Raw genomic sequence first — 18,464 nt, 5'->3', positions numbered from 1 at the left:
CTGCGCGACGGCGGTGGTGACCTGGGCGATGTTGCGGACCTGGTTGGTCAGGTTGTTCGCCATGAAGTTGACGTTGTCGGTGAGGTCCTTCCACGTGCCCGCCACGTTCGGCACGCGCGCCTGGCCGCCCAGCATCCCCTCGGTGCCGACCTCGCGAGCCACGCGGGTGACCTCGTCGGCGAACGCGGACAGCGTGTCGACCATCGTGTTGATCACGCCGGCCAGCGCGGCGACCTCTCCCTTGGCCTCCACGGTGATCTTCTGGGACAGGTCGCCGCGCGCGACCGCGGTGGCGACCTGCGCGATCGACCGCACCTGGTTGGTCAGGTTGGAGGCCATGACGTTCACGTTGTCCGTCAGGTGCTTCCACGTGCCGGAGACACCGCGCACCGTCGCCTGGCCGCCCAGGTTGCCCTCGGTGCCCACCTCGCGGGAGACGCGGGTGACCTCGTCGGCGAAGCCGGACAGCTGGTCGACCATCGTGTTGATGGTCTCCTTGAGCTCGAGGATCTCGCCGCGCGCGTCGACCCGGATCTTCTGGGACAGGTCGCCCCGCGCCACCGCCGTGGTGACCTGGGCGATGGACCGCACCTGCGCGGTCAGGTTGCCCGCCATGAAGTTGACCGAGTCGGTGAGGTCCTTCCAGGTGCCCGAGACGCCCTTCACGTCCGCCTGCCCGCCGAGGCGGCCGTCCGTGCCGACCTCGCGGGAGACGCGGGTGACCTCGTCGGCGAAGGAGGAGAGCTGGTCGACCATCGTGTTGATCGTGTTCGCGAGTTCGAGGATCTCACCGCGCGCGGTGACGGTGATCTTCTGGCTGAGATCGCCTCGCGCGACCGCCGTGGTCACCTGGGCGATGTTGCGGACCTGGTCGGTGAGGTTGCCCGCCATGAAGTTCACGGAGTTCGTGAGGTCGAGCCACACCCCGCCGACGCCGGGCACCTCCGCCTGCCCGCCCAGCCGGCCCTCGCTGCCCACCTCGCGCGCCACGCGGGTGACCTCGTCAGCGAAGCTGGACAGCTGGTCCACCATCGTGTTCACGGTGTTCTTGAGTTCCAGGATCTCGCCGCGGGCGTCGACGTCGATCTTCTGGCTCAGGTCGCCCCTGGCGACCGCGGTGGCGACCTGGGCGATGTCGCGCACCTGACTGGTCAGGTTGCCCGCCATCGCGTTCACCGAGTCGGTGAGGTCCTTCCACGTGCCGGACACGCCCTTGACGTCCGCCTGGCCGCCCAGGTTGCCCTCGGTGCCGACCTCGCGGGAGACGCGGGTGACCTCGGAGGTGAACTGCGACAGCTGGTCGACCATGCCGTTGAACACGGTCGCGATCTCGCCGAGCAGACCGTCGGAGTCGTCGGGCAGCCGGATGCCGAAGTCCCCGTCGCGGACCGCGGTGAGGCCGGCCAGCAACTGCCGGAGCTCCGGGAGGTCGACGGCTCTCGGAGTGGTGGTGACGGTCATTTCCTGATGCCTCCACGGCATGGCGAAACCAGTGGGTGAGGGTGACCTGTTGGTTCAAGCGCGCCTCAGGAGCCCGGCTGACATTACTGGACCAAACGAGACGTTCAGGAGTGCCGGACCGAGTCGAGCAATTTCTGGGCCACGTCACGAAGTTTGACGTTCTGGTGCTGCGACTCCTCGACCAGCTTGGCGAACGCCTCGTCGGCGGTGCAGCCGTGCACCGCCATCAGCGCACCCTTCGCCTGGTCGATCGCCGCACGTGACTCGAGGGCGCGCTCCAGGTGCTGGACCTTGTCCTGGGCGTGCTGCCACCGCTGGGAGCTGGTGATCGTCGCCGACGCGGCCGTCGTGAACAGCAGCATGAGGCCCTCGTCGAACGGGTCGAAAGCGGCCGCGGTGCGGCTGTAGATGTTGAGCGTGCCCACGTGGCGCGCTTCCGAGGTGTCCGAACCCGGCAGGACGACGGGCACCGAGAGGTACGCGCAGATGCCCATCTCGGCCGCCACCGCCTCGAACTCGGGCCACGTGTCGTGGTGCTGACCCACGACCGCGCGCACCGGTCTCAGGGTTCTCGCGGACTCGAGACACGGTCCGCGGCCGGCGCTGTACTGCTTCTCGTCGACCCTGACCAGCTGCGAATCGGTGGCGGCCGCGGTGCGGGGCCGATCCGGCGCCATGACGGACACGGTCACGGCGTCCGCGTCCGCGATCGCCCTGGCCGCCGTCTCCACGAGCCTCTGCAACGCGTTGTCGAGAGGTTCCTCGCCGGTGAACGCGTCACGCAGAACCGTCAGCGCTTCAGTGGTCTCGTCCAGACGCGTGAGCAGATCAGGACGATCGTCTGCCGCTGGGCTGACGGGTTTCGGCACCGAGTAGTCGTCCATGCCGCGGTGCTCCTTCGTCAACGAGGTGGAGTCCACGACGCCGGCTGCTTGACGCGCGTTCGAGCATCGTACGTGTTCTGGTCGTGCGGGCGTCTTGTGACGGAACCGAACGGGCGCGCGGCGCTGGAGTGGTCGTCTCAGCAGCGCGCGGCCACTGCTCGGACAGGCCGGGTTGATGTTGCCGGTGTGGGCGGCGCGGCGGTGGGTACTCCGGTGATTGCCGGGCCGGTTCGCCGGACACGGTGGAGACCGCGTTTGTGGTCTGGCCGGGCTTGACGCGGTGCGTTGAGCAGCCAGCCTCCGCGCTGTCTGGTTGCGCGGTGCGGGCACCGGTTGCATCATCGCCCGCACCGCGCCCGCCCGGCTCCGGGGACACGGCTACCGAGCGTGCCGGTTCTCCACGAGCCACGTCGCGGCGTGGTGCAGCTTGACGTTGGTCGACTGGGAGGCCTCCACGAGCATGCGGAAGGCGGCTGCGGCGTCGAGGTCGTGGCGTTCCATGAGGATGCCCTTGGCGGTGGAGATGACGTCGCGGTTCTCGATCGCGATGCCGAGCTGTGCCTCCCGCTGCGCGCCGACCAGGGCGATCGCGGCGTGGGTGGCGAAGAGCCGGCCGTCCTGTTCGGTGTGCTCGTCGAAGGCGTGGGCACGCGACGAGTAGAGGTTGAGCGCGCCGAGGGTGCGGTCGGTCACGAACAGCCGGTACGACAGCAGCGAGTGGATGCCGTTCTCGGCCGCGGCCGGCCCGAAGGCGCGCCAGCGGGGCTCGTCGCGGACGTCGCCGGTGCGGTAGGTCTGGCGCTCTTTGATCGCGTCGACGCACGGGCCTTCGCGCAGGTCGTACTGCAGCTTGTCGATCGTCTCGACGATGGCGCTCGTCGGTGCGACGGTGCGGATCTTCCCGCTTTCGGCCAGGGAGATGCCGGCGTATTCGGCGCCCGGGATGTAGTCGGCGGCGGCTTTGACGATCGCGCGCAGCGTGGTGTCCACGTCCGGTTCCGCTTGCAGCGTTCGCGCGATGCTGCTGAGTGTCTCGGCGAGTCCTCTGAAGCCGCCGTCATCGGTTGCGCTCAAGATGCCTCCATCACCAGGTCGGCGCACGTGCAGGTTTCTTTACCCGGCTGGAACGGTGGATCAAACACGGGTGGTGTCGACCGGCTCGTGCGGATCTCCGGCGGGGCGGACCTGATCGTGCCGGAGCTGCGCGGGCGCCACGACGTGCATCCCGTCACGGTGGAGCTGCTGGGCAAGCTCACGGCCCGGCTGGGATCCCGCGACGTCGGGTTCTGCCTGGTGCAGCGGCACGAGAACATGGTGGGCGCGGAGCTGGCACAGGCGAGCGCGGAAGGCCTTGTCGAACTGCACGAGACCGTGGCGGACGCGTTGCGGCTCTCCGCTCCGTCGAGGTGTCGGAGGTGAGCGGAACGGGCAACCACGGCGACGACCGAAAGGAGCTGTCCCATGGAAGCTCGTGAGTTCTTCCACACCGTCGCGGAGCGCGCCGGGCTGTCCCGCGAGGAAGCCGCGGACCTGACCAGGGCCACGCTGAGCTCGCTCGCCGACCGCCTGAGCGAGGGGGAGACGCGGCACCTCGCCGGGCTGTTGCCGCCGTCGCTGAACGAGCTGCCCGCCGGCCGTGCGGAGACGTTCGGCTTCGACGAGTTCGTCCGCAGGGTCAGCGAGCACACCGGTCTGACCGTCCGCGAGACCACGGATGGCGTCCGCGCCGTGTTCACCACCGTGCACGACGAGATCGGTGACGAGCAGTTCGAGCACGTGACGGCCCAGCTGCCGCGGGAGTTTCAGCCGGCGTCGTAGAACGTCGCCAGCGTGGTCGTCCCGTCCTGCTCGACGATCCGCAGCACGGGTCCGGCGGCCACGTCGATCTCGTCGGGCCGCCACACCATGTGCCGCAGCACGACGGGATACCGCGCGGTCCCGCCGACGGCGATGATCGCGACGTCGTCCTTGGGGTCGTAGGAGGCGTAGGCGAACGGCAGCCGTTCCACCTCGTGCTGGTCCCCGAACTCACGATCGAGCACCTCGATCGTCACCGCCTTGCCCTTGGCCTGCGTGGTCAGTTCGTCCAGCGCGTTCTTCCAGTCCTCACCCGACATGATCACTCTCCTTGTCGTTCGGTTGACCCGAGACGCCGTCACAGCAGGAGGTCGAACAGCCGGAACGCCGTTTCCCAGTGCTTGGACTGCGGGTTCTTCAGGTCCGGTTCGATGATCTTGAACGTGCGGGCGAGGCCCACGCTCACTCCGCCCGCCACCCGCGGCACCCAGGCCTCGGCCTCGTCGGACAACACGACGTCCGGCGGCCGGGGCGCCATCTCGCCCAGCGCATCCGCGAGCTCGGGGAAGAGCTCGCCGAACTCGCGGATGCGCTCCTGCAGGCCCTTGGTGATCGGGAAGTCGTAGGGCTGCAGCACGTCCCGGGCGTTCGTCTTCGCGGTGACCTGGGCCATCAGGTACAGGTCGTGCAGCTTCCGGTCGACGAACTCGTTGTAGCGCTTGAGATCGTCCTTGTCGACGTCGAGACCCGCCGCGGTGCGGAAGAAGTGCTCGAACCTGGTCACGTTCATGACGGGCATCGGTGGCTCCTCGGTACTCTGGGGTGATGGGACTGGATATGCGGAGACGCACGTGCCCGTGGTGCACGGTGACGCACGTGTGGGCGGTGACCGAGGAACGGCTGACGATCGCGCTCAGCGACCACCTGAAGGAGTGCCAGGGCGACGGTTCGCAGCCCCGCGATCCCGAGCCGGCGGGCTAGGACGTCACGGCAGCACGCCCGCGTGGCCAGCCGAACTCCTTCTCGATCTCGTGCAGCATGTGGTTCGTCTTGTCGATGGTGGCGGTGAACGGGACGAAGCCGGTGCCGCTCATCGGATCTCTCCCTCCTGTCCGGGCTGGGTCATGGCGAACGGGCCGATGCGGATGTGCCGGGAGGACGCCGGCGGGCGCGGCTCGCGGCGCGACCGGCGGACGAGCGACCACAGCCACACCAGACCGATGACCGAGATCAGCGCCAGGCCCAGCCAGTCCGTGACGGTGTAGACCGTCACCTGGGACGGGGTCGGCTCGGGCAGAGCGCCTCGCAGCAGCAGCTGGTACTGCCACGGTTCGCCGGTCAGCGCCAGGGTCACGAGCACCGCGATCAGGGACATCGAGTCCCAGAGCGCGTGCAGCAGGGACACCCCGAGAAACGCGAGCAGCAGCGGCCAGGTCAGCACGAAGTGGCGCCGGGTGCTCCACGCGAAGAGCGTGCCTCCGAGGATCGCCGTCCACAGCCCGTGCCCGACCGGTGCCAGCACGCCGCGCAGCAGCTCCGTCGTCACGAGGTTGCTGAGCGACAGACCGGACGCGGTGAACAGCGACGTCAGCGCGTACCCGGCGGACTCGAAGGCGGCGAACCCGAAGCCGACGGACGCGCCGAGGATCATCCCGTCGCGCATGGACTTCACCGCGAGGTGCCGGGTCAGCAGCGCCAGCGCCGCCAGCTTGACGGCCTCCTCGATCAGCCCCACGCCGACGTACATCCACGGCGACGGGTTGAGCAGGTAGGCCTCCAGCACGGACGCGCCCAGCACCCCGAGCACACCGCCGACGACGAACGTGCCGAACACCAGCTCCGCCGTGATCTCACCGGTGTCGCGGCGCCCGAAGGCCCACGTCACGAAGGTCACGGGCACGAGGAAGCTGCCCAGCAGCACCACGGTCGGGATCAGGATCGCGTTGCCGGTCAGGTACGTCACCCCGACCGCCAGCAGCCACAGCACCAGACCGGCCAGGAACATCCGCCGCCACGTCATGTCGTCGCTCCGAACGAGAGGTGTTCGTGGACGAGCCGGACCACCATCGCGCCCTCGCCGATCGCGGAGCCCGCCCGTTTGATGGATCCGCTGCGCACGTCCCCGATCGCGAACACACCCGGTCGGTTCGTCTCCAGCGGAAACGGCCTTCTGCCCTTGTGCCACCAGGTGTCGTCGGTCGCGACGTGCTCGCCGGTCAGCACGAACCCGTCCTCGTCGAGTGCGACCAGCCGCGAAAGCCAGGCGGTGCACGGAATGGCGCCGATGAACACGAACAGCGCGCGGACCGGCAGCGCGTGCCGGCTGTGGCTCTGGTTGTCCTCGACGACGACGCCCTCGATGTTCTTGTCACCCCGCAGTTCCACGATCTCGTGCCGCAGCAGCACTTCGATCCGCGGGTGCCGCATGACCCGGTCCACCAGATAGCGCGACATGTCCCGGTTGAGGTCGCCGGAACGCACGACGAGGTGCACCTGAGGGACGCGCTCGGCGAGGAACACCGCCGCCTGACCGGCCGAGTTGCCGCCGCCCACGACCGCCACCGGGTTCCCCTCGCACGCGCGAGCCTCGTGGATCGTCGCCGCGTAGTGCACGTCGGTCGCCTCGAAGTCGGCCAGCCGCGGCACGTCCAGCCTGCGGTAGCGCGCCCCGGTCGCGATGACCACGGTCCTCGCCGGCACCTGGGAGGAGTCGTCGAAGCCCACCACGTAATGCCCGTCGCGCGGGGAGAAGGTGATCGCCTCGACCGCGACGTTCACCTGCACGCCGAACTTGCGGGCCTGCAACACCGCGCGTTCGGCCAGCTCCGGGCCGGAGACACCGGAGGGGAAGCCCAGGTAGTTCTCGATCCGCGACGTCGTGCCAGCCTGACCGCCGACCGCCACCGAGTCGACGGCCACGACGCCCAGCCCGTCCGACGCGCCGTACACGACGGCCGCGAGCCCGCCGGGCCCGGCGCCGACCACGAGCAGATCGGTCACATCGCTCGGGGGCGAGGTGGCGTGCAAGCCGAGTATCCGTGCCAGTTCCCGGTTGCCGGGGTTGCGCAGCGTCTCGCCGCCGGGTACCACCACCACGGGTGTTTCCGCGGTGGTCACACCGAACTGGCGCAGCAGGTCCTCGGCCTGGCCGTCGGAGTCCGTGTCGACCAGCCGGTGCGGAATCCGGTTGCGTGCGGCGAACTCCAGCAGCCGCTTGGTGTCGGGGGAGAAGCACGACCCGACGATCTGCAGCCCGTTGCCGCGGCCGATGAGCACCGCGCGCCGCATCAGGTACGCACGCAGGATCACGTCTCCCAGCACGGGATCGTCCTGCACCACCGCGCGCAGCTGGTCCGCCGTCAGCCCGACCACTTCGCCGGGCTCGGCGACCACGGCCGTGGCGAACGACGGCTGGTGTTGCAGCAGACCGAGTTCACCGAGGAACCGGCCAGGCCCGTGCACCCGCACAACCTGACCGTTCTCCAGCACGTGCACGACGCCGCTGACGATCACGAAGAAGTCGTGGCCGCGGTCGCCCTCGGCGTACAGCACTTCCCCTTCTCGCACCGGGCGACGAGTTCCGTACCGCGCGAGCTGGTCGATCTGCTCGGAGTCGAGGCGGGGGAACGCCCCGTGCTCGTCCGGTGTCTCCAGCAGCTCAGACGTAAGTTTCGTGGACATAGCACCACCGCCAGTTCTCGCCGGGCTCGAAGGAGCGCACGATCGGATGGCCACCCGCGAACGCGTGGCGGCGTGCGTGCTTCATCGGCGACGAGTCGCAGCACCCGACGTGGCCGCACGTCAGGCACAGTCGCAAGTGGACCCACGGGGTCCGGGCGATGAGGCATTCCCGGCAACCCTGCGGTGTCTGCGGTACGACCTCGCGCACGAGGGCGAGGTGTTCGTCCACTACGGCGGTCATCGGTCCTCCCTGGTCGCGTCGTCGAGCACCAGCGACAGGCCGATGCCCAGCAGCCACACGTCCTTCGCGAGTGAGATGCCTTCCTCCGTCGGGCGCAGGCTCCCTCGCTTGCGCATGCCCGGTGTCCTCAGATAGAGCCCGAGCAACCCGGCGGCGAACCCGGTGAGCGCCGCGCCGGCGACCACCGCCGGTACCAGCGGCACCAGCAGCAGAACGCCGGTCGTGATCTCCCCGGCCGCCAGCAGCCGCGCGAACTGCTGGGGATCGAGCTTGCCCAGCACCGGATAGGTGCTCGCGGCCCAGCCCTGCATCGACTCCGCGGCCTGTTGGTCGGCGTGCAGCTTGCCCACGCCCGAGTTGAGCACGTACGCGCCGGTGGTGACCCGCGCGGGCAGCTGCCTCAGCAGAATGCGGTTGATCATGTCTTCACCTCCGGGGTGAGCGCCTGGTCCAGCCAGGCGCGCAGCTGGGGTGCGGGCAGCGCACCGGGTTGCCGGGCGATCACCTCGCCACCGCGCAGGATCATCAGCGTGGGCACCGCGCGCACGTCGAACCGTTGCGAGAGCTGGGGCGCGCGGTCCACGTCGACCCGCACGAGCTTGATCTCGCCCGCGCGTTCGCGGGCGAGCTGGTCCAGCACCGGACTCACCATCCGGCACGGTCCGCACCAGGTCGCCCACAGGTCGACCAGCACGGGGACGTCCGCCTGCTCGGCCACCTCGGCGAAGTCGTCGTCGAGCGCGTCGGTGATCCACGGGAGTGGCTGCCCGCAGTTGCCGCACTTGGGTTTGCCTTGTGCGGCAGCGGGAACGCGGTTGGTCTTACCGCAGTTCGGGCACTTGATGGTCATGCGGCTGCCCTGCTCTGGCTGGTCGTGGTGATGGACAGCTCGCCGTCCACCGCGTCCACCCGGATCGTCGCGTCCTCCAGCACCTCGCCGGAGATCAGCGCCCGCGCGACACGGGTCTCGACCTCGTGCGCGATGTAGCGGCGCAACGGCCGGGCACCGTAGATCGGGTCGAACCCGCGCCGTGCGATGAGCTCACGGCCCGCCGGCGTGAGCTCGACGTCGATCCGGCGCTCGGCGAGACGGGCGCGCATTTCGGCGAACTGCAGGTCGACGATGCGTTCGAGCTGCTCCAGCTGCAGCGGCGTGAACAGCACGACGTCGTCGACGCGGTTGAGGAACTCGGGGCGGAAGTGCTCCCGCAGCGACGCCATCACCGCACCGCGCGCGTCCGGTTTGATCTCGCCGTCCGACGTCACGCCGTCCAGCAGGTACTCCGAGCCGATGTTGGACGTCATGATGATCACCGTGTTGCGGCAGTCGACCGTGCGGCCCTGCGAGTCGGTGATCCGGCCGTCGTCGAGCACCTGCAGGAACGTGTTGAACACCTCCGGGTGCGCCTTCTCGATCTCGTCCAGCAGGACGACCGAGTAGGGCTTGCGCCGCACGGCTTCCGTCAGCTGGCCGCCCTCGTCGTAGCCGACGTAACCGGGCGGAGCGCCGACGAGCCGCGACACCGTGTGCCTCTCCTGGTACTCGCTCATGTCCAGGCGCACCATGTTGTCCTCGCTGTCGAACAACGCGGCCGCCAGCGTCTTCGCCAGCTCGGTCTTCCCGACACCGGTGGGGCCCAGGAAGATGAAGGAACCGATCGGCTTGCGCGGGTCCTTCACCCCGGCCCGGGCGCGGATGATCGCGTCGGCGACCAGCCGCACCGCCTCGTCCTGGCCGATCAGCCGCTCGTGCAGGATCTCGTCCAGCTTCAGCAGCTTCTCGCGCTCGCTCTCCTTGAGCCGCGACACCGGGATGCCGGTCCACGCCGCGACGATCTCGGCGATCTCGTCCTCGGTCACGACCTCGCGCAGCAGCCGTCGCTCACCCTGTTTGGCCGCAAGCCTTTCCTCCTCGGTCGCGAGCTGACGCTGCAGCTCGGCGAGCCGGCCGTACCGCAGTTCCGCGGCCCGGTTGAGGTCGTAGGTCCGTTCCGCCTCCTCGGCCTCGCGGCGCACGCGTTCGAGGTCACCGCGCAGTTCCTGCACGCGCCGGATGGCTTGGCGCTCCGCCTCCCACTGCGCCGTCATCGCGTCGAGCTCGGCGCGGAGGTCGGCGAGTTCCTTGCGCAGCGCGTCGAGCCGCTGCCTGCTCGCCTGGTCGGTCTCCTTGGCCAGCGCGGCTTCCTCGATCTCCAGGCGGGTCACCCGGCGGGAGATCTCGTCCAGTTCCGCGGGCATCGAGTCGATCTCGGTGCGCAGCCGCGCGCACGCCTCGTCCACCAGGTCGATCGCCTTGTCCGGCAGGAACCGGTCGGTGATGTAGCGGCGGGACAGCACGACGGCGGAGACCATCGCGGCGTCCTGGATCTTGACGCCGTGGTAGACCTCCAGTCGTTCGCGCAACCCGCGCAGGATCGAGATCGCGTCCTCCGGCGTCGGTTCCTCCACCAGCACGGTCTGGAACCGGCGTTCCAGCGCGGCGTCCTTCTCGATGTGCTTGCGGTACTCGTCGAGCGTGGTCGCGCCGATCATGTGCAGCTCACCGCGCGCCAGCATGGGCTTGAGCATGTTGCCCGCGTCCATCGATCCCTCGGCGGCGCCCGCGCCCACGACGGTGTGCAGCTCGTCGACGAACAGCAGGATCCGTCCCTCGGCGGCCTTGACCTCGGCGAGCACCGCCTTGAGGCGTTCCTCGAACTCGCCGCGGTACTTCGCGCCCGCCACCAGCGATCCCATGTCGAGTGCGAAGACCGTCTTGTCCCGCAACCCTTCCGGCACGTCACCGCGCACGATCCGCTGCGCCAGCCCCTCGACGATCGCGGTCTTGCCGACGCCGGGCTCACCGATCAGGACGGGGTTGTTCTTCGTCTTGCGGGACAGGATCTGGATCACCCGCCGGATCTCGGCGTCCCGCCCGATCACCGGGTCGAGGTCGCCGGTCCGCGCGTCGTCCACGAGATCGCGGCCGTACTTCTCCAACGCCTCGTAGGTGCCTTCTGGCGTGGCGCTCTGCACGCGCTGATTGCCGCGGATCTTCGTGAGCGACTCCAGGAACCTGTCTCGCGTGATGCCGTGCCTGGCCAGGATCTGGCCCGCCTTGGTGCGGCTGCCCTCCTCGGCCAGCGCCAGCAGCAGGTGCTCGACGCTGACGTAGGAGTCCTTGAGCCGCTTGGCTTCTCGCTCGGCGGCGTCCAGCACGGCCAGCAGCCGGCGGGTGACGTTGATCTGTCCGGGCTGGACACCCGGCCCGGTCACCTTGGGACGCCTGCCCAGGTCGGCGTTCACCTCGTCGCGGAGGGCCGGCACGTTCACGCCCACGTGGGCGAGCAGGCGCGGTACGAGACCGTCCGGTTGGTCGACCAGCGCGAGCAGGAGGTGTTCGCCGTCGGTCTCGGTGTGGCCGAGCCGCTGGGCGACGTCCTGGGCGGACTGCAGGGCTTCCTGCGACTTCTGGGTCAACCTGTTCATGTCCACGGTCGTTCACTCCCGCGTAGTTGTGCTTCCAGGACACGGATCCGGTCGAGCAGGTCCAGCACGAGCCCGACCGCGGTGTAGTTGAGCGAGAGCCCGCCGCGCAGTCGCTGGATCCGGGCGAGGCGGACCACCGTCTCCGGCGGGAACCACAGCTGTCCGGTCTCGTCCGCCGCGCACTCGACCAGTCCCAGCGCGGCGAACCGGCGGATCAGCTCCGGATGCAGTCCGGTGTGGACGGACACCCGGCTCAGGCTCAGCCGGACCGGTCTGGTCAGCGGATACATCACGCACCCCTCGGGTTGAAGTCGGAAACGGCGGCCAGTTCCTCGAAGAGCTCGCGTTCCCGCTTGCCGAGTCGCTTCGGCACCATGATCTTCACGACCGCGTACAGGTCACCCGGTGTGCCGCGCGGGTTCGGCATGCCCTCGCCGCGCAGTCGCAACCGCCGTCCGCTCGACGACGCCGGCACCACGCGGACCTTGACCTCCCCGCCGGGCGTCATGATCGGCACGGTGGCGCCGAGAGCCGCCTCCCACGGTGTGACGGGCAGGTCCACCACGATGTCGCGGCCCTCCAGGCGGTACCGCGGGTCCGGAGCGATCCGCACCACCAGGAACAGATCACCCGCGGTGCCACCGCCGGAACCGCGACCGCCCTCGCCGGACAGCCGGATCCGCTGGCCGTCGACCACACCGGCCGGGATGGTCACGTCCAGCTCGCGGTCGCCGATGGTCAGCCTGCGCCGGCCACCCCGGTAGGCCTCCTCCACCGAGAGCGTCAGCACGGCCTCCTGGTCGGCACCGGGAATCGGCCCGCCCCGGCCACCGCGGCGGAAGAAGCCACCGAGCAGGTCCTCGACGTCGAAGTCCTCGAAACTGCCGTAGCCGGGCCCGCTGGTGTACACCGTGCGGCCACCGCGACCCGCGCCGGCAGCGGCTCGTTCCTCGTAACCTTCCGGGATCCGGCGGAAGTCGGCGCCGAACCGGTCGTAGCGGCTGCGCTGCTCCGGATCCGACAGGACCTCGTACGCCTCGCTGACCTCCTTGAACCGGTCCTCGGCGCCGGGGTCGTGGTTGACGTCCGGGTGGTAGCGGCGCGCGAGCTTGCGGTACGCCCGCTGGATCTCCTCGCCGCTCGCCCCGCGTGGCACGCCGAGTGCCTCGTAGAAGTCCGTGGCCACGGCAGCTCACCCCTGGGCGGTGCGAGACACGGCGACCGATGCCGGGCGGAGGTCGCCGTATCCCGGCCGCAGCACGCGCACGACCGTGTTAGGAGGTGTGTCCGGATCGTCCAGCACCGTCACGACCTCGTGCCGGCGCGGGTCGAACGGCACACCGGTCGCGTCCTGGCGCGGGTAGCCGAGCCGGGCGAGCACCTCGACCGCCTGGTCGCGGATCGCCCGGACGCCTTCGGTGAACGCGCCGCCGCCCGCGTGGCCGAGTGCGAGCTCCAGGTTGTCCAGCACGGGCAACCACGCCGACGCCACCCGTGCGCGTTCGGCCGTCCGTTCCCGATCCAGCTCGCGGCCGTAGCGCTTGCGCACGTTGTCCAGCTCGGCCACGGCGCGCAGCCACCGGTCCTCCAGCTCGGCGAGCTCCGGGACCGGCGCCGGAGAGGAAGTGGCGCCGGTCCCGGCCTCGGCCGCGGAATCCGCCACAGGGTCCACGCCGGCCTCCGGCGTGGAGTCCGTTGCGGAGTTCGCGGCTTTCCCCTGTGTGGTCATGGGTCACACCCGATCGAAGTCGGCGTCGACGACGTCGTCGTCCGAGGACGAACCCTGGTCCGCGGCGGGCGGGGGAGCCGACGTCCGCGCCACCTGCAGGCCCTGCAGGACCTGGGTCAGCTCTCCGGTCAGTTCCCGCACGCGCTCGACGGGTGCGTCCGACTCCAGCGCCTCGCGCGCGTCGGAGATCAGCATCTCGGCCCGCGCACGCTCGTGCGACGGGGCGGCGTCGCCGAGATCGGACAGCGTCTTCTCGACCTGGTAGGCGATCGAGTCGAGCGTGTTGCGCGCGTCCACGGCCTCCCGCAGCCGCTGGTCCTCCGCCCGGTTCGCCTCGGCCTCGGACACCATCCGCTCGACGTCGGACGCGTCCAGGTTCGAGCTCTCACTGATGGTGATGCCCTGTTCGGCGTTGGTGTCCTTGTCCCGGGCGGTGACGTTCAGGATCCCGTTCGCGTCCACGTCGAAGGTGACCTCGACCTGCGGCTCGCCGCGCGGTGCCGGCCTGATCCCGGTCAGCTGGAACCGGCCCAGCACCCGGTTGTCGGCCGCGCGTTCGCGTTCGCCCTGCAGGACCACCACGTCCACGGCGGGCTGGTTGTCCTCGGCGGTCGAGAACACCTCGGAGCGGCGGGCCGGGATCGTCGTGTTCCGCTCGATGATCCTGGTCATCACCCCGCCGCGGGTCTCCACGCCCAGCGACAGCGGGGTCACGTCGAGCAGCAGCACGTCCTTGACCTCGCCCTTGAGCACACCGGCCTGCACCGCGGCACCGAGCGCCACGACCTCGTCCGGGTTCACGCTCATGTTGGGGTCCTTGCCGCCGGTGAGGCGGCGGACGAGCTTCTGCACGGCCGGAATCCGGGTCGAGCCGCCGACCAGGATGACCTCGTCGATGTCGTTCTCGGACACCTTGCCGTCGGCCATCGCCTGCTTGACCGGTTCGAGGCAGCGTTCCACGAGGTCGGCGGTGATCTGCTCGAACGTCGACCGCGTGACGGTCTCCGTCAGGTGTTTGGGACCGTCCTTGTCCGCGGTGATGAACGGCAGGCTCACCTGGGTCTGGGTGACCGCGCTCAGTTCGACCTTGGCCTTCTCCGCGGCCTCGTAGAGCCGTTGCAGGGCCTGCGGGTCGGTGCGGAGGTCGATGCCGGTGTCGTTCTTGAACTTGCCGGCCAGGTGATCCACCAGCCTGCGGTCGAAGTCGTCGCCGCCGAGGTGGGTGTCGCCGGAGGTGGAGCGGACCTCGACCACACCGTCGCCGACGTCGAGCAGGGACACGTCGAACGTGCCGCCGCCGAGGTCGAACACGAGGACCGTCTCGTGCTCCTTCTTGTCCAGCCCGTAGGCCAGTGCGGCCGCCGTCGGCTCGTTGATGATCCGCAGGACGTCCAGGCCGGCGATCTTGCCCGCGTCCTTGGTGGCCTGGCGCTGCGAGTCGTTGAAGTACGCGGGCACCGTGATCACGGCTTCCCGGACCTTCTCGCCGAGGTAGTTCGACGCGTCGTCCACCAGCTTGCGCAGCACCTGTGCGCTGATCTCCTCCGGCGCGTACAGCTTGTCGCGCACCTTGAAGGCGGCCGATCCGTTCGGGGCCTCGACGACGTCGAACGTGACCGTCTCCGCCTCCTCGGTGACCTCCTGGAAGCGACGGCCGATGAACCGCTTGGCCGAGTAGATCGTGCCCTTGGGGTTCAGGATCGCCTGGCGCTTCGCCAGCTGGCCGACCAGCCGCTCGCCGCTCTCGGTGAACGCGACCACGGACGGGGTGGTCCGGGCGCCCTCCGCGTTCGAGATGATCGTGGGCTGGCCGCCCTCCATCACCGCGATCGCGGAGTTCGTCGTGCCGAGGTCGATTCCCACTGCCTTGGCCATCAGGAACCACTCCTCGTGCCGAGCTCGGCCAGCAGTCGCTGCGCCTCGTCCGCGACCTCCTCGTCCACGACGAGGTCGTACCGGCTCGGCACCATCGCGGTGACGGAGCTGAAGTCGCGCCGGCCGCGTTGCAACCCGTAGAAGATCGCGCCCATGATCGCGCCGATCACGGCGCCGAACACCAGGCCGTACAGGGCCAGCGTCAGCGCGGCGACGAGCGGGTTGACGAGGTTGAACAGGCCGAAGATCCAGCCGAACAGCAGTCCGGGAACGGCACCGGACGCGGCGCCGTTCAGCAGCGCGCGGCCCCAGTCGAGCCGGCCGACGACCTGCTCGACCATGCGGACGTCGTTGCCGATGATCGCGGTGCGGTCGACCGGGAACTTGTGGTCCGAGAGGTGATCCACGGCCCGTTCGGCATCGCGGTAGTTGGTGAACGACGCGATCGTCCGCCGTTGGCCGGCAGCGGTCGTCATACGCGCGTGCGCACCTGGGTGCTGGGTGGTCATCACGGCCTCCTCAGGAGATCTCGATCTGGCGAGGTTTGCTGGACTCGGCGACCGGGATGGTCAGCACGAGCACGCCGCGGTCGAAGCTGGCGGACAGGTTGGCGGCGTCGAGCATGTCGCCGAGGAAGAACTGGCGGCTGAACTCGCCGTGCGGCCGTTCGTCGATCAGCACCTCGTCGTCCTCCTGCCACAGCGGGCGCCGCGAGGCCTTGACCGTGACCACGTTGCGTTCCACGGTCACGTCGACGTCCTCGCTGCCGACGCCAGGAAGGTCGAGCGCGACGACGCACTCCTCGCCGCGGCGGAACGCCTCCATCGGCAGCGCTCGTGGTGTGCGGACCGTGTGCTCGGAAAGCCGGTCGAGTTCGCGGAACGGGTCGAAGCGCATCAGTGTCATGACCTCCACCGTGGCGAAGGCACTGCCCGCGGCGCGTCCGCCTGCGAGGACGAAATCAGCCCGCTGCGCTGGACCCGGCAGCACAGTGACGGCGGAGATAGGCTCCTTGACAAAACGCAACCACGGCTTGGGGGAGGGCATGGTCGGCGACGCCGGAGGCTTGGACAGTTGGGCACGCGCGCAGTTGTCCAATCTCTACGGCCTGTTCGTGCTGTCGATGATGATGTTCGACAGCCGGGACTCGGCGAAGATCCTTGCCCTGGCGGCGACTTCGGTTTCCTCACTCGGTCCGTGCGCGTCCGACATGACCTATCTGATGGTCGACGGCGAACTGGTGCGCACGCCCTCCGATCAGCCCGCCGGCCCCGAGCTCGACCGGATCGTGTCCGAACTGGACGATCACGACTCCGCCGTGACGCTTGCCGACGGGAAGTGGCGGTGGGCGTTCCTGTTGCGGGGCCTGAGCGGCGTCACCGGATGCCTGATCGTGGTCGCGCTGCAGGAGCCGACGGTCGACGAGTTCTTCCTGCTCAAGACGCTCTGCCAGCAGACGAGCGCGGCGCTGGCGAACGCGGCCCTGCACCGCAGGGAGTACGAGCAGCGGGTCGAGCTGCGCCGGTCCAACGACGAACGCGCGACGGTGAACGCCCAGCTGACCAAGACGGTGTCCCGGCTGCGGCAACAGCAACAGGTGCACGACGTGCTGACTCAGGTGACCGCTCTCGGCGCCGGTGAACCAGGACTCGCGCACGCGTTGTGCGATCTGACGGGGTTGCCCGTCGCCATCGAGGACCGGTTCGGAAACCTGCGCGCCTGGGCGGGAGCGGGCCGCCCGGATCCGTACCCGAAGATGTCCGCGCGGCGGCAGGAGGACCTGCTGCGCCGGGCCGCCCGCCTGACGCGCCCGCTGCGGGAGCGCGATCGGCTGATCTCACTGGTCAAGCCGCACCACGAGGTGCTGGGCGTGGTCGCCCTGATCGATCCGGACAAGACCGCGCGGGACCACGAGATCTTCACCCTGGAGTACGGCACGACGGTCCTCGCGCTGGAGCTGGCCCACCAGCGCAACCTCGCCGAGGTCGAGCTGAGGCTGCACCGCGACCTGGTGGACGACCTGGTGCTCGGCACGGACAACGAGAGCGCGTACGCGCGCGCCGACGCGCTGGGCCACGACCTGCGCGCCCCTCACCACGTCGTGGTCGTGCAGTGGCACGGCGTCCAGGCCGATCAGGCCGTGTCCGACCTGACCGCTCGCGCGATGGCCGAACTGGAGTGGAAAGCGTTGTGCTCACGGCGCTCCGGTGTGGTCGTGATGCTCGTGCAGGGCGAGCCGGACGGTGCGGCGCTGTTCGACGTGATGGCGCGGGAACTCGGGGCCGACACCGGTGTGATCGCGATCGGCGGGCGCAGTGTCACGCCGGACGAGCTGCCGCGCTCGTTCACCGAGGCGATGCGCACGCTGCGCATCCGGCAGACGTCACACGCACCGAACGGAGTCGCGTCGTTCGACCAGCTGGGTCTCTACCGGATTCTCGGCACGGGCAACAGCCGCGCCGATGTCGAGGCGTTCGTGCGGGAGTGGCTGGGCGGCCTGATCGACTACGACGACAGCAGGGCCGCGGACATGGTCCACACGCTTTCCCAGTTCCTGGAGTGCGGCGGCAACTACGACCGCACGGCGACCGCGCTGTTCATCCACCGCAGTACGTTGCGCTACCGGCTCGGCAGGATCAGGAAGATCACCGGTTTCGATCTGGGTGATGTGGAAACCCGTCTCAATGTCCATGTGGCGACCCGTGCCTGGCAGGTGCTGCAAGGGCAGCCCTGGGAGGAACGGCGATGATCGCGACGTTCGACGGTGTGAGCCTCGATGTCCACGCACATCTCTGCGTCTTCCACCACGGTCATGCCGAACGGGACTCGCTGCTGGTTCCCTTCCTGCGTGACGGATTGCGCCGCGGTGAGGCGTGCCGGTACTTCGCCCCCGAGGGGGAGCTGGACGACGCCCTGAGCAGCCTGGACGGTCCGGACCCGCTGCTCGTGGTGCACGAGCCGAAGGGCGGTCACCTGCGCGGTGACACGCTCGACAGCGACGCGATGCTGGCCGACCTCGACGACTGGGCGGCGCGTACCGGGACGATCTGCCGGGTGGCGGGCGACATGGGGTGGGTGGAGGGGTTTCTGCAACCCGGGGGAAAGATGGACGCCCTGTTCCAGCACGAGCTGAACGCCGAGATGTGGGCGCGCACGCGACCGGTGTACGTGCTCTGCTTCTACGACCTCGGGGTGTTCGGCGGTGACGTGGTCGTAGCGATGGTGAAGGCGCATTCGCAGATCTGGATGGGCGGCGTGCTGATCCAGAACCCGTACCACCAGCGAACATCGGTCTGAAGGTGTATCCGTCGCGGTGCTGAGGTACCCG

22 protein-coding genes are annotated in these 18,464 nt (G+C 69.4%); 5 read left to right on the top strand and 17 right to left on the bottom strand.

Annotation, left to right across the window (positions count from 1 at the left end; all coding sequences use genetic code 11):
* The 3 genes from ABZX92_RS23750 to ABZX92_RS23740 form a co-directional block, all read right to left on the bottom strand.
* Window positions 1-1,461 (bottom strand): HAMP domain-containing protein (locus ABZX92_RS23750; protein ID WP_355563198.1); only part of this gene is annotated, 1,461 nt, incomplete at its 3' end.
* A gap of 104 nt (window positions 1,462-1,565) precedes the next feature.
* On the bottom strand, window positions 1,566-2,381 hold the full coding sequence (locus ABZX92_RS23745) for a GAF and ANTAR domain-containing protein (protein ID WP_355563195.1): 816 nt from the start codon (window positions 2,379-2,381) through the stop codon (window positions 1,566-1,568).
* 342 nt (window positions 2,382-2,723) lie between these two features.
* Window positions 2,724-3,419 carry a GAF and ANTAR domain-containing protein gene (locus ABZX92_RS23740; protein WP_355563193.1) on the bottom strand — a complete coding sequence of 232 codons (696 nt, stop codon included), beginning with the start codon at window positions 3,417-3,419 and terminating at the stop codon, window positions 2,724-2,726.
* A 27-nt stretch (window positions 3,420-3,446) separates the two neighbouring features.
* Between ABZX92_RS23740 and ABZX92_RS23735 the strand changes: the two genes are divergently transcribed.
* Both ABZX92_RS23735 and ABZX92_RS23730 read left to right on the top strand, forming a co-directional pair.
* Window positions 3,447-3,764 carry a hypothetical protein gene (locus ABZX92_RS23735; RefSeq protein WP_355563190.1) on the top strand — a complete coding sequence of 106 codons (318 nt, stop codon included), beginning with the start codon at window positions 3,447-3,449 and terminating at the stop codon, window positions 3,762-3,764.
* Between the two features lie 42 nt (window positions 3,765-3,806).
* Window positions 3,807-4,163 carry a DUF2267 domain-containing protein gene (locus ABZX92_RS23730; protein ID WP_355563187.1) on the top strand — a complete coding sequence of 119 codons (357 nt, stop codon included), beginning with the start codon at window positions 3,807-3,809 and terminating at the stop codon, window positions 4,161-4,163.
* Here the strand turns inward: ABZX92_RS23730 and ABZX92_RS23725 are convergent.
* Both ABZX92_RS23725 and ABZX92_RS23720 read right to left on the bottom strand, forming a co-directional pair.
* A complete protein-coding gene (locus tag ABZX92_RS23725; RefSeq protein WP_355563185.1) occupies window positions 4,148-4,462 on the bottom strand; it encodes a DUF5335 family protein in 315 nt (104 codons plus the stop codon). The genes ABZX92_RS23730 and ABZX92_RS23725 overlap by 16 nt on opposite strands.
* A gap of 38 nt (window positions 4,463-4,500) precedes the next feature.
* Window positions 4,501-4,941, bottom strand: coding sequence for a DUF1931 family protein (locus ABZX92_RS23720; protein ID WP_355563182.1), 441 nt, complete (start codon window positions 4,939-4,941; stop codon window positions 4,501-4,503).
* A 38-nt stretch (window positions 4,942-4,979) separates the two neighbouring features.
* On the opposite strand from ABZX92_RS23720, the gene ABZX92_RS23715 reads away from it, so the two are divergent.
* On the top strand, window positions 4,980-5,123 hold the full coding sequence (locus ABZX92_RS23715) for a hypothetical protein (RefSeq protein ID WP_355563180.1): 144 nt from the start codon (window positions 4,980-4,982) through the stop codon (window positions 5,121-5,123).
* Window positions 5,124-5,232: 109 nt separating this feature from the next.
* On the opposite strand, the gene ABZX92_RS23710 is transcribed toward ABZX92_RS23715, so the two are convergent.
* Genes ABZX92_RS23710 through ABZX92_RS23655 form a run of 12 tightly spaced genes read right to left on the bottom strand, consistent with a single transcriptional unit; the run spans window position 5,233 to window position 16,042 of the window.
* On the bottom strand, window positions 5,233-6,162 hold the full coding sequence (locus ABZX92_RS23710; RefSeq protein WP_355563178.1) for a PrsW family glutamic-type intramembrane protease: 930 nt from the start codon (window positions 6,160-6,162) through the stop codon (window positions 5,233-5,235).
* Window positions 6,159-7,823, bottom strand: coding sequence for an FAD-dependent oxidoreductase (locus tag ABZX92_RS23705; RefSeq protein WP_355563175.1), 1,665 nt, complete (start codon window positions 7,821-7,823; stop codon window positions 6,159-6,161). The genes ABZX92_RS23710 and ABZX92_RS23705 overlap by 4 nt, the downstream gene beginning before the upstream one ends.
* Window positions 7,801-8,064, bottom strand: a complete 264-nt coding sequence (locus tag ABZX92_RS23700; RefSeq protein ID WP_355563172.1) for a UBP-type zinc finger domain-containing protein — start codon at window positions 8,062-8,064, stop codon at window positions 7,801-7,803. Before ABZX92_RS23700 ends, ABZX92_RS23705 begins: the two co-directional genes overlap by 23 nt.
* The gene (locus tag ABZX92_RS23695) at window positions 8,061-8,486 is read right to left on the bottom strand and encodes a DoxX family membrane protein (protein ID WP_355563169.1); all 426 of its coding nucleotides are present in this window, start codon (window positions 8,484-8,486) and stop codon (window positions 8,061-8,063) included. The genes ABZX92_RS23700 and ABZX92_RS23695 overlap by 4 nt, the downstream gene beginning before the upstream one ends.
* The gene (gene trxA / locus ABZX92_RS23690; protein WP_355563166.1) at window positions 8,483-8,914 is read right to left on the bottom strand and encodes a thioredoxin; all 432 of its coding nucleotides are present in this window, start codon (window positions 8,912-8,914) and stop codon (window positions 8,483-8,485) included. The genes ABZX92_RS23695 and trxA overlap by 4 nt, the downstream gene beginning before the upstream one ends.
* Window positions 8,911-11,538 carry an ATP-dependent chaperone ClpB gene (gene clpB, locus ABZX92_RS23685; protein WP_355563164.1) on the bottom strand — a complete coding sequence of 876 codons (2,628 nt, stop codon included), beginning with the start codon at window positions 11,536-11,538 and terminating at the stop codon, window positions 8,911-8,913. The genes trxA and clpB overlap by 4 nt, the downstream gene beginning before the upstream one ends.
* Window positions 11,529-11,822: a chaperone modulator CbpM gene (locus tag ABZX92_RS23680; protein WP_355563161.1), complete on the bottom strand. Its 294-nt coding sequence runs from the start codon at window positions 11,820-11,822 to the stop codon at window positions 11,529-11,531. The genes clpB and ABZX92_RS23680 overlap by 10 nt, the downstream gene beginning before the upstream one ends.
* Window positions 11,822-12,718, bottom strand: coding sequence for a DnaJ C-terminal domain-containing protein (locus tag ABZX92_RS23675; protein WP_355563158.1), 897 nt, complete (start codon window positions 12,716-12,718; stop codon window positions 11,822-11,824). Before ABZX92_RS23675 ends, ABZX92_RS23680 begins: the two co-directional genes overlap by 1 nt.
* Window positions 12,719-12,724: 6 nt before the next feature.
* A complete protein-coding gene (locus tag ABZX92_RS23670) occupies window positions 12,725-13,261 on the bottom strand; it encodes a nucleotide exchange factor GrpE (protein ID WP_355563155.1) in 537 nt (178 codons plus the stop codon).
* A 3-nt stretch (window positions 13,262-13,264) separates the two neighbouring features.
* Window positions 13,265-15,136, bottom strand: coding sequence for a molecular chaperone DnaK (gene dnaK, locus ABZX92_RS23665; protein WP_355563152.1), 1,872 nt, complete (start codon window positions 15,134-15,136; stop codon window positions 13,265-13,267).
* Window positions 15,136-15,645: a general stress protein gene (locus ABZX92_RS23660; RefSeq protein WP_355563149.1), complete on the bottom strand. Its 510-nt coding sequence runs from the start codon at window positions 15,643-15,645 to the stop codon at window positions 15,136-15,138. Before ABZX92_RS23660 ends, dnaK begins: the two co-directional genes overlap by 1 nt.
* Before the next feature lie 10 nt (window positions 15,646-15,655).
* Entirely contained in the window at window positions 15,656-16,042 is a 387-nt protein-coding gene (locus ABZX92_RS23655; RefSeq protein WP_355563146.1) for an Hsp20/alpha crystallin family protein, read from the bottom strand.
* Window positions 16,043-16,148: 106 nt separating this feature from the next.
* Here ABZX92_RS23655 and ABZX92_RS23650 point away from each other — a divergent pair, with 106 nt between their 5' ends.
* Both ABZX92_RS23650 and ABZX92_RS23645 read left to right on the top strand, forming a co-directional pair.
* The gene (locus ABZX92_RS23650; protein ID WP_355563145.1) at window positions 16,149-17,885 is read left to right on the top strand and encodes a helix-turn-helix domain-containing protein; all 1,737 of its coding nucleotides are present in this window, start codon (window positions 16,149-16,151) and stop codon (window positions 17,883-17,885) included.
* Window positions 17,882-18,433 carry an MEDS domain-containing protein gene (locus tag ABZX92_RS23645; protein ID WP_355563142.1) on the top strand — a complete coding sequence of 184 codons (552 nt, stop codon included), beginning with the start codon at window positions 17,882-17,884 and terminating at the stop codon, window positions 18,431-18,433. Before ABZX92_RS23650 ends, ABZX92_RS23645 begins: the two co-directional genes overlap by 4 nt.
* Window positions 18,434-18,464 lie beyond the last annotated feature (31 nt).

It is taken from the genome of Lentzea sp. NPDC006480, from assembly GCF_040611995.1.
Taxonomy (GTDB): domain Bacteria; phylum Actinomycetota; class Actinomycetes; order Mycobacteriales; family Pseudonocardiaceae; genus Lentzea.
This window is presented reverse-complemented; position numbering and strand designations above follow the sequence as displayed.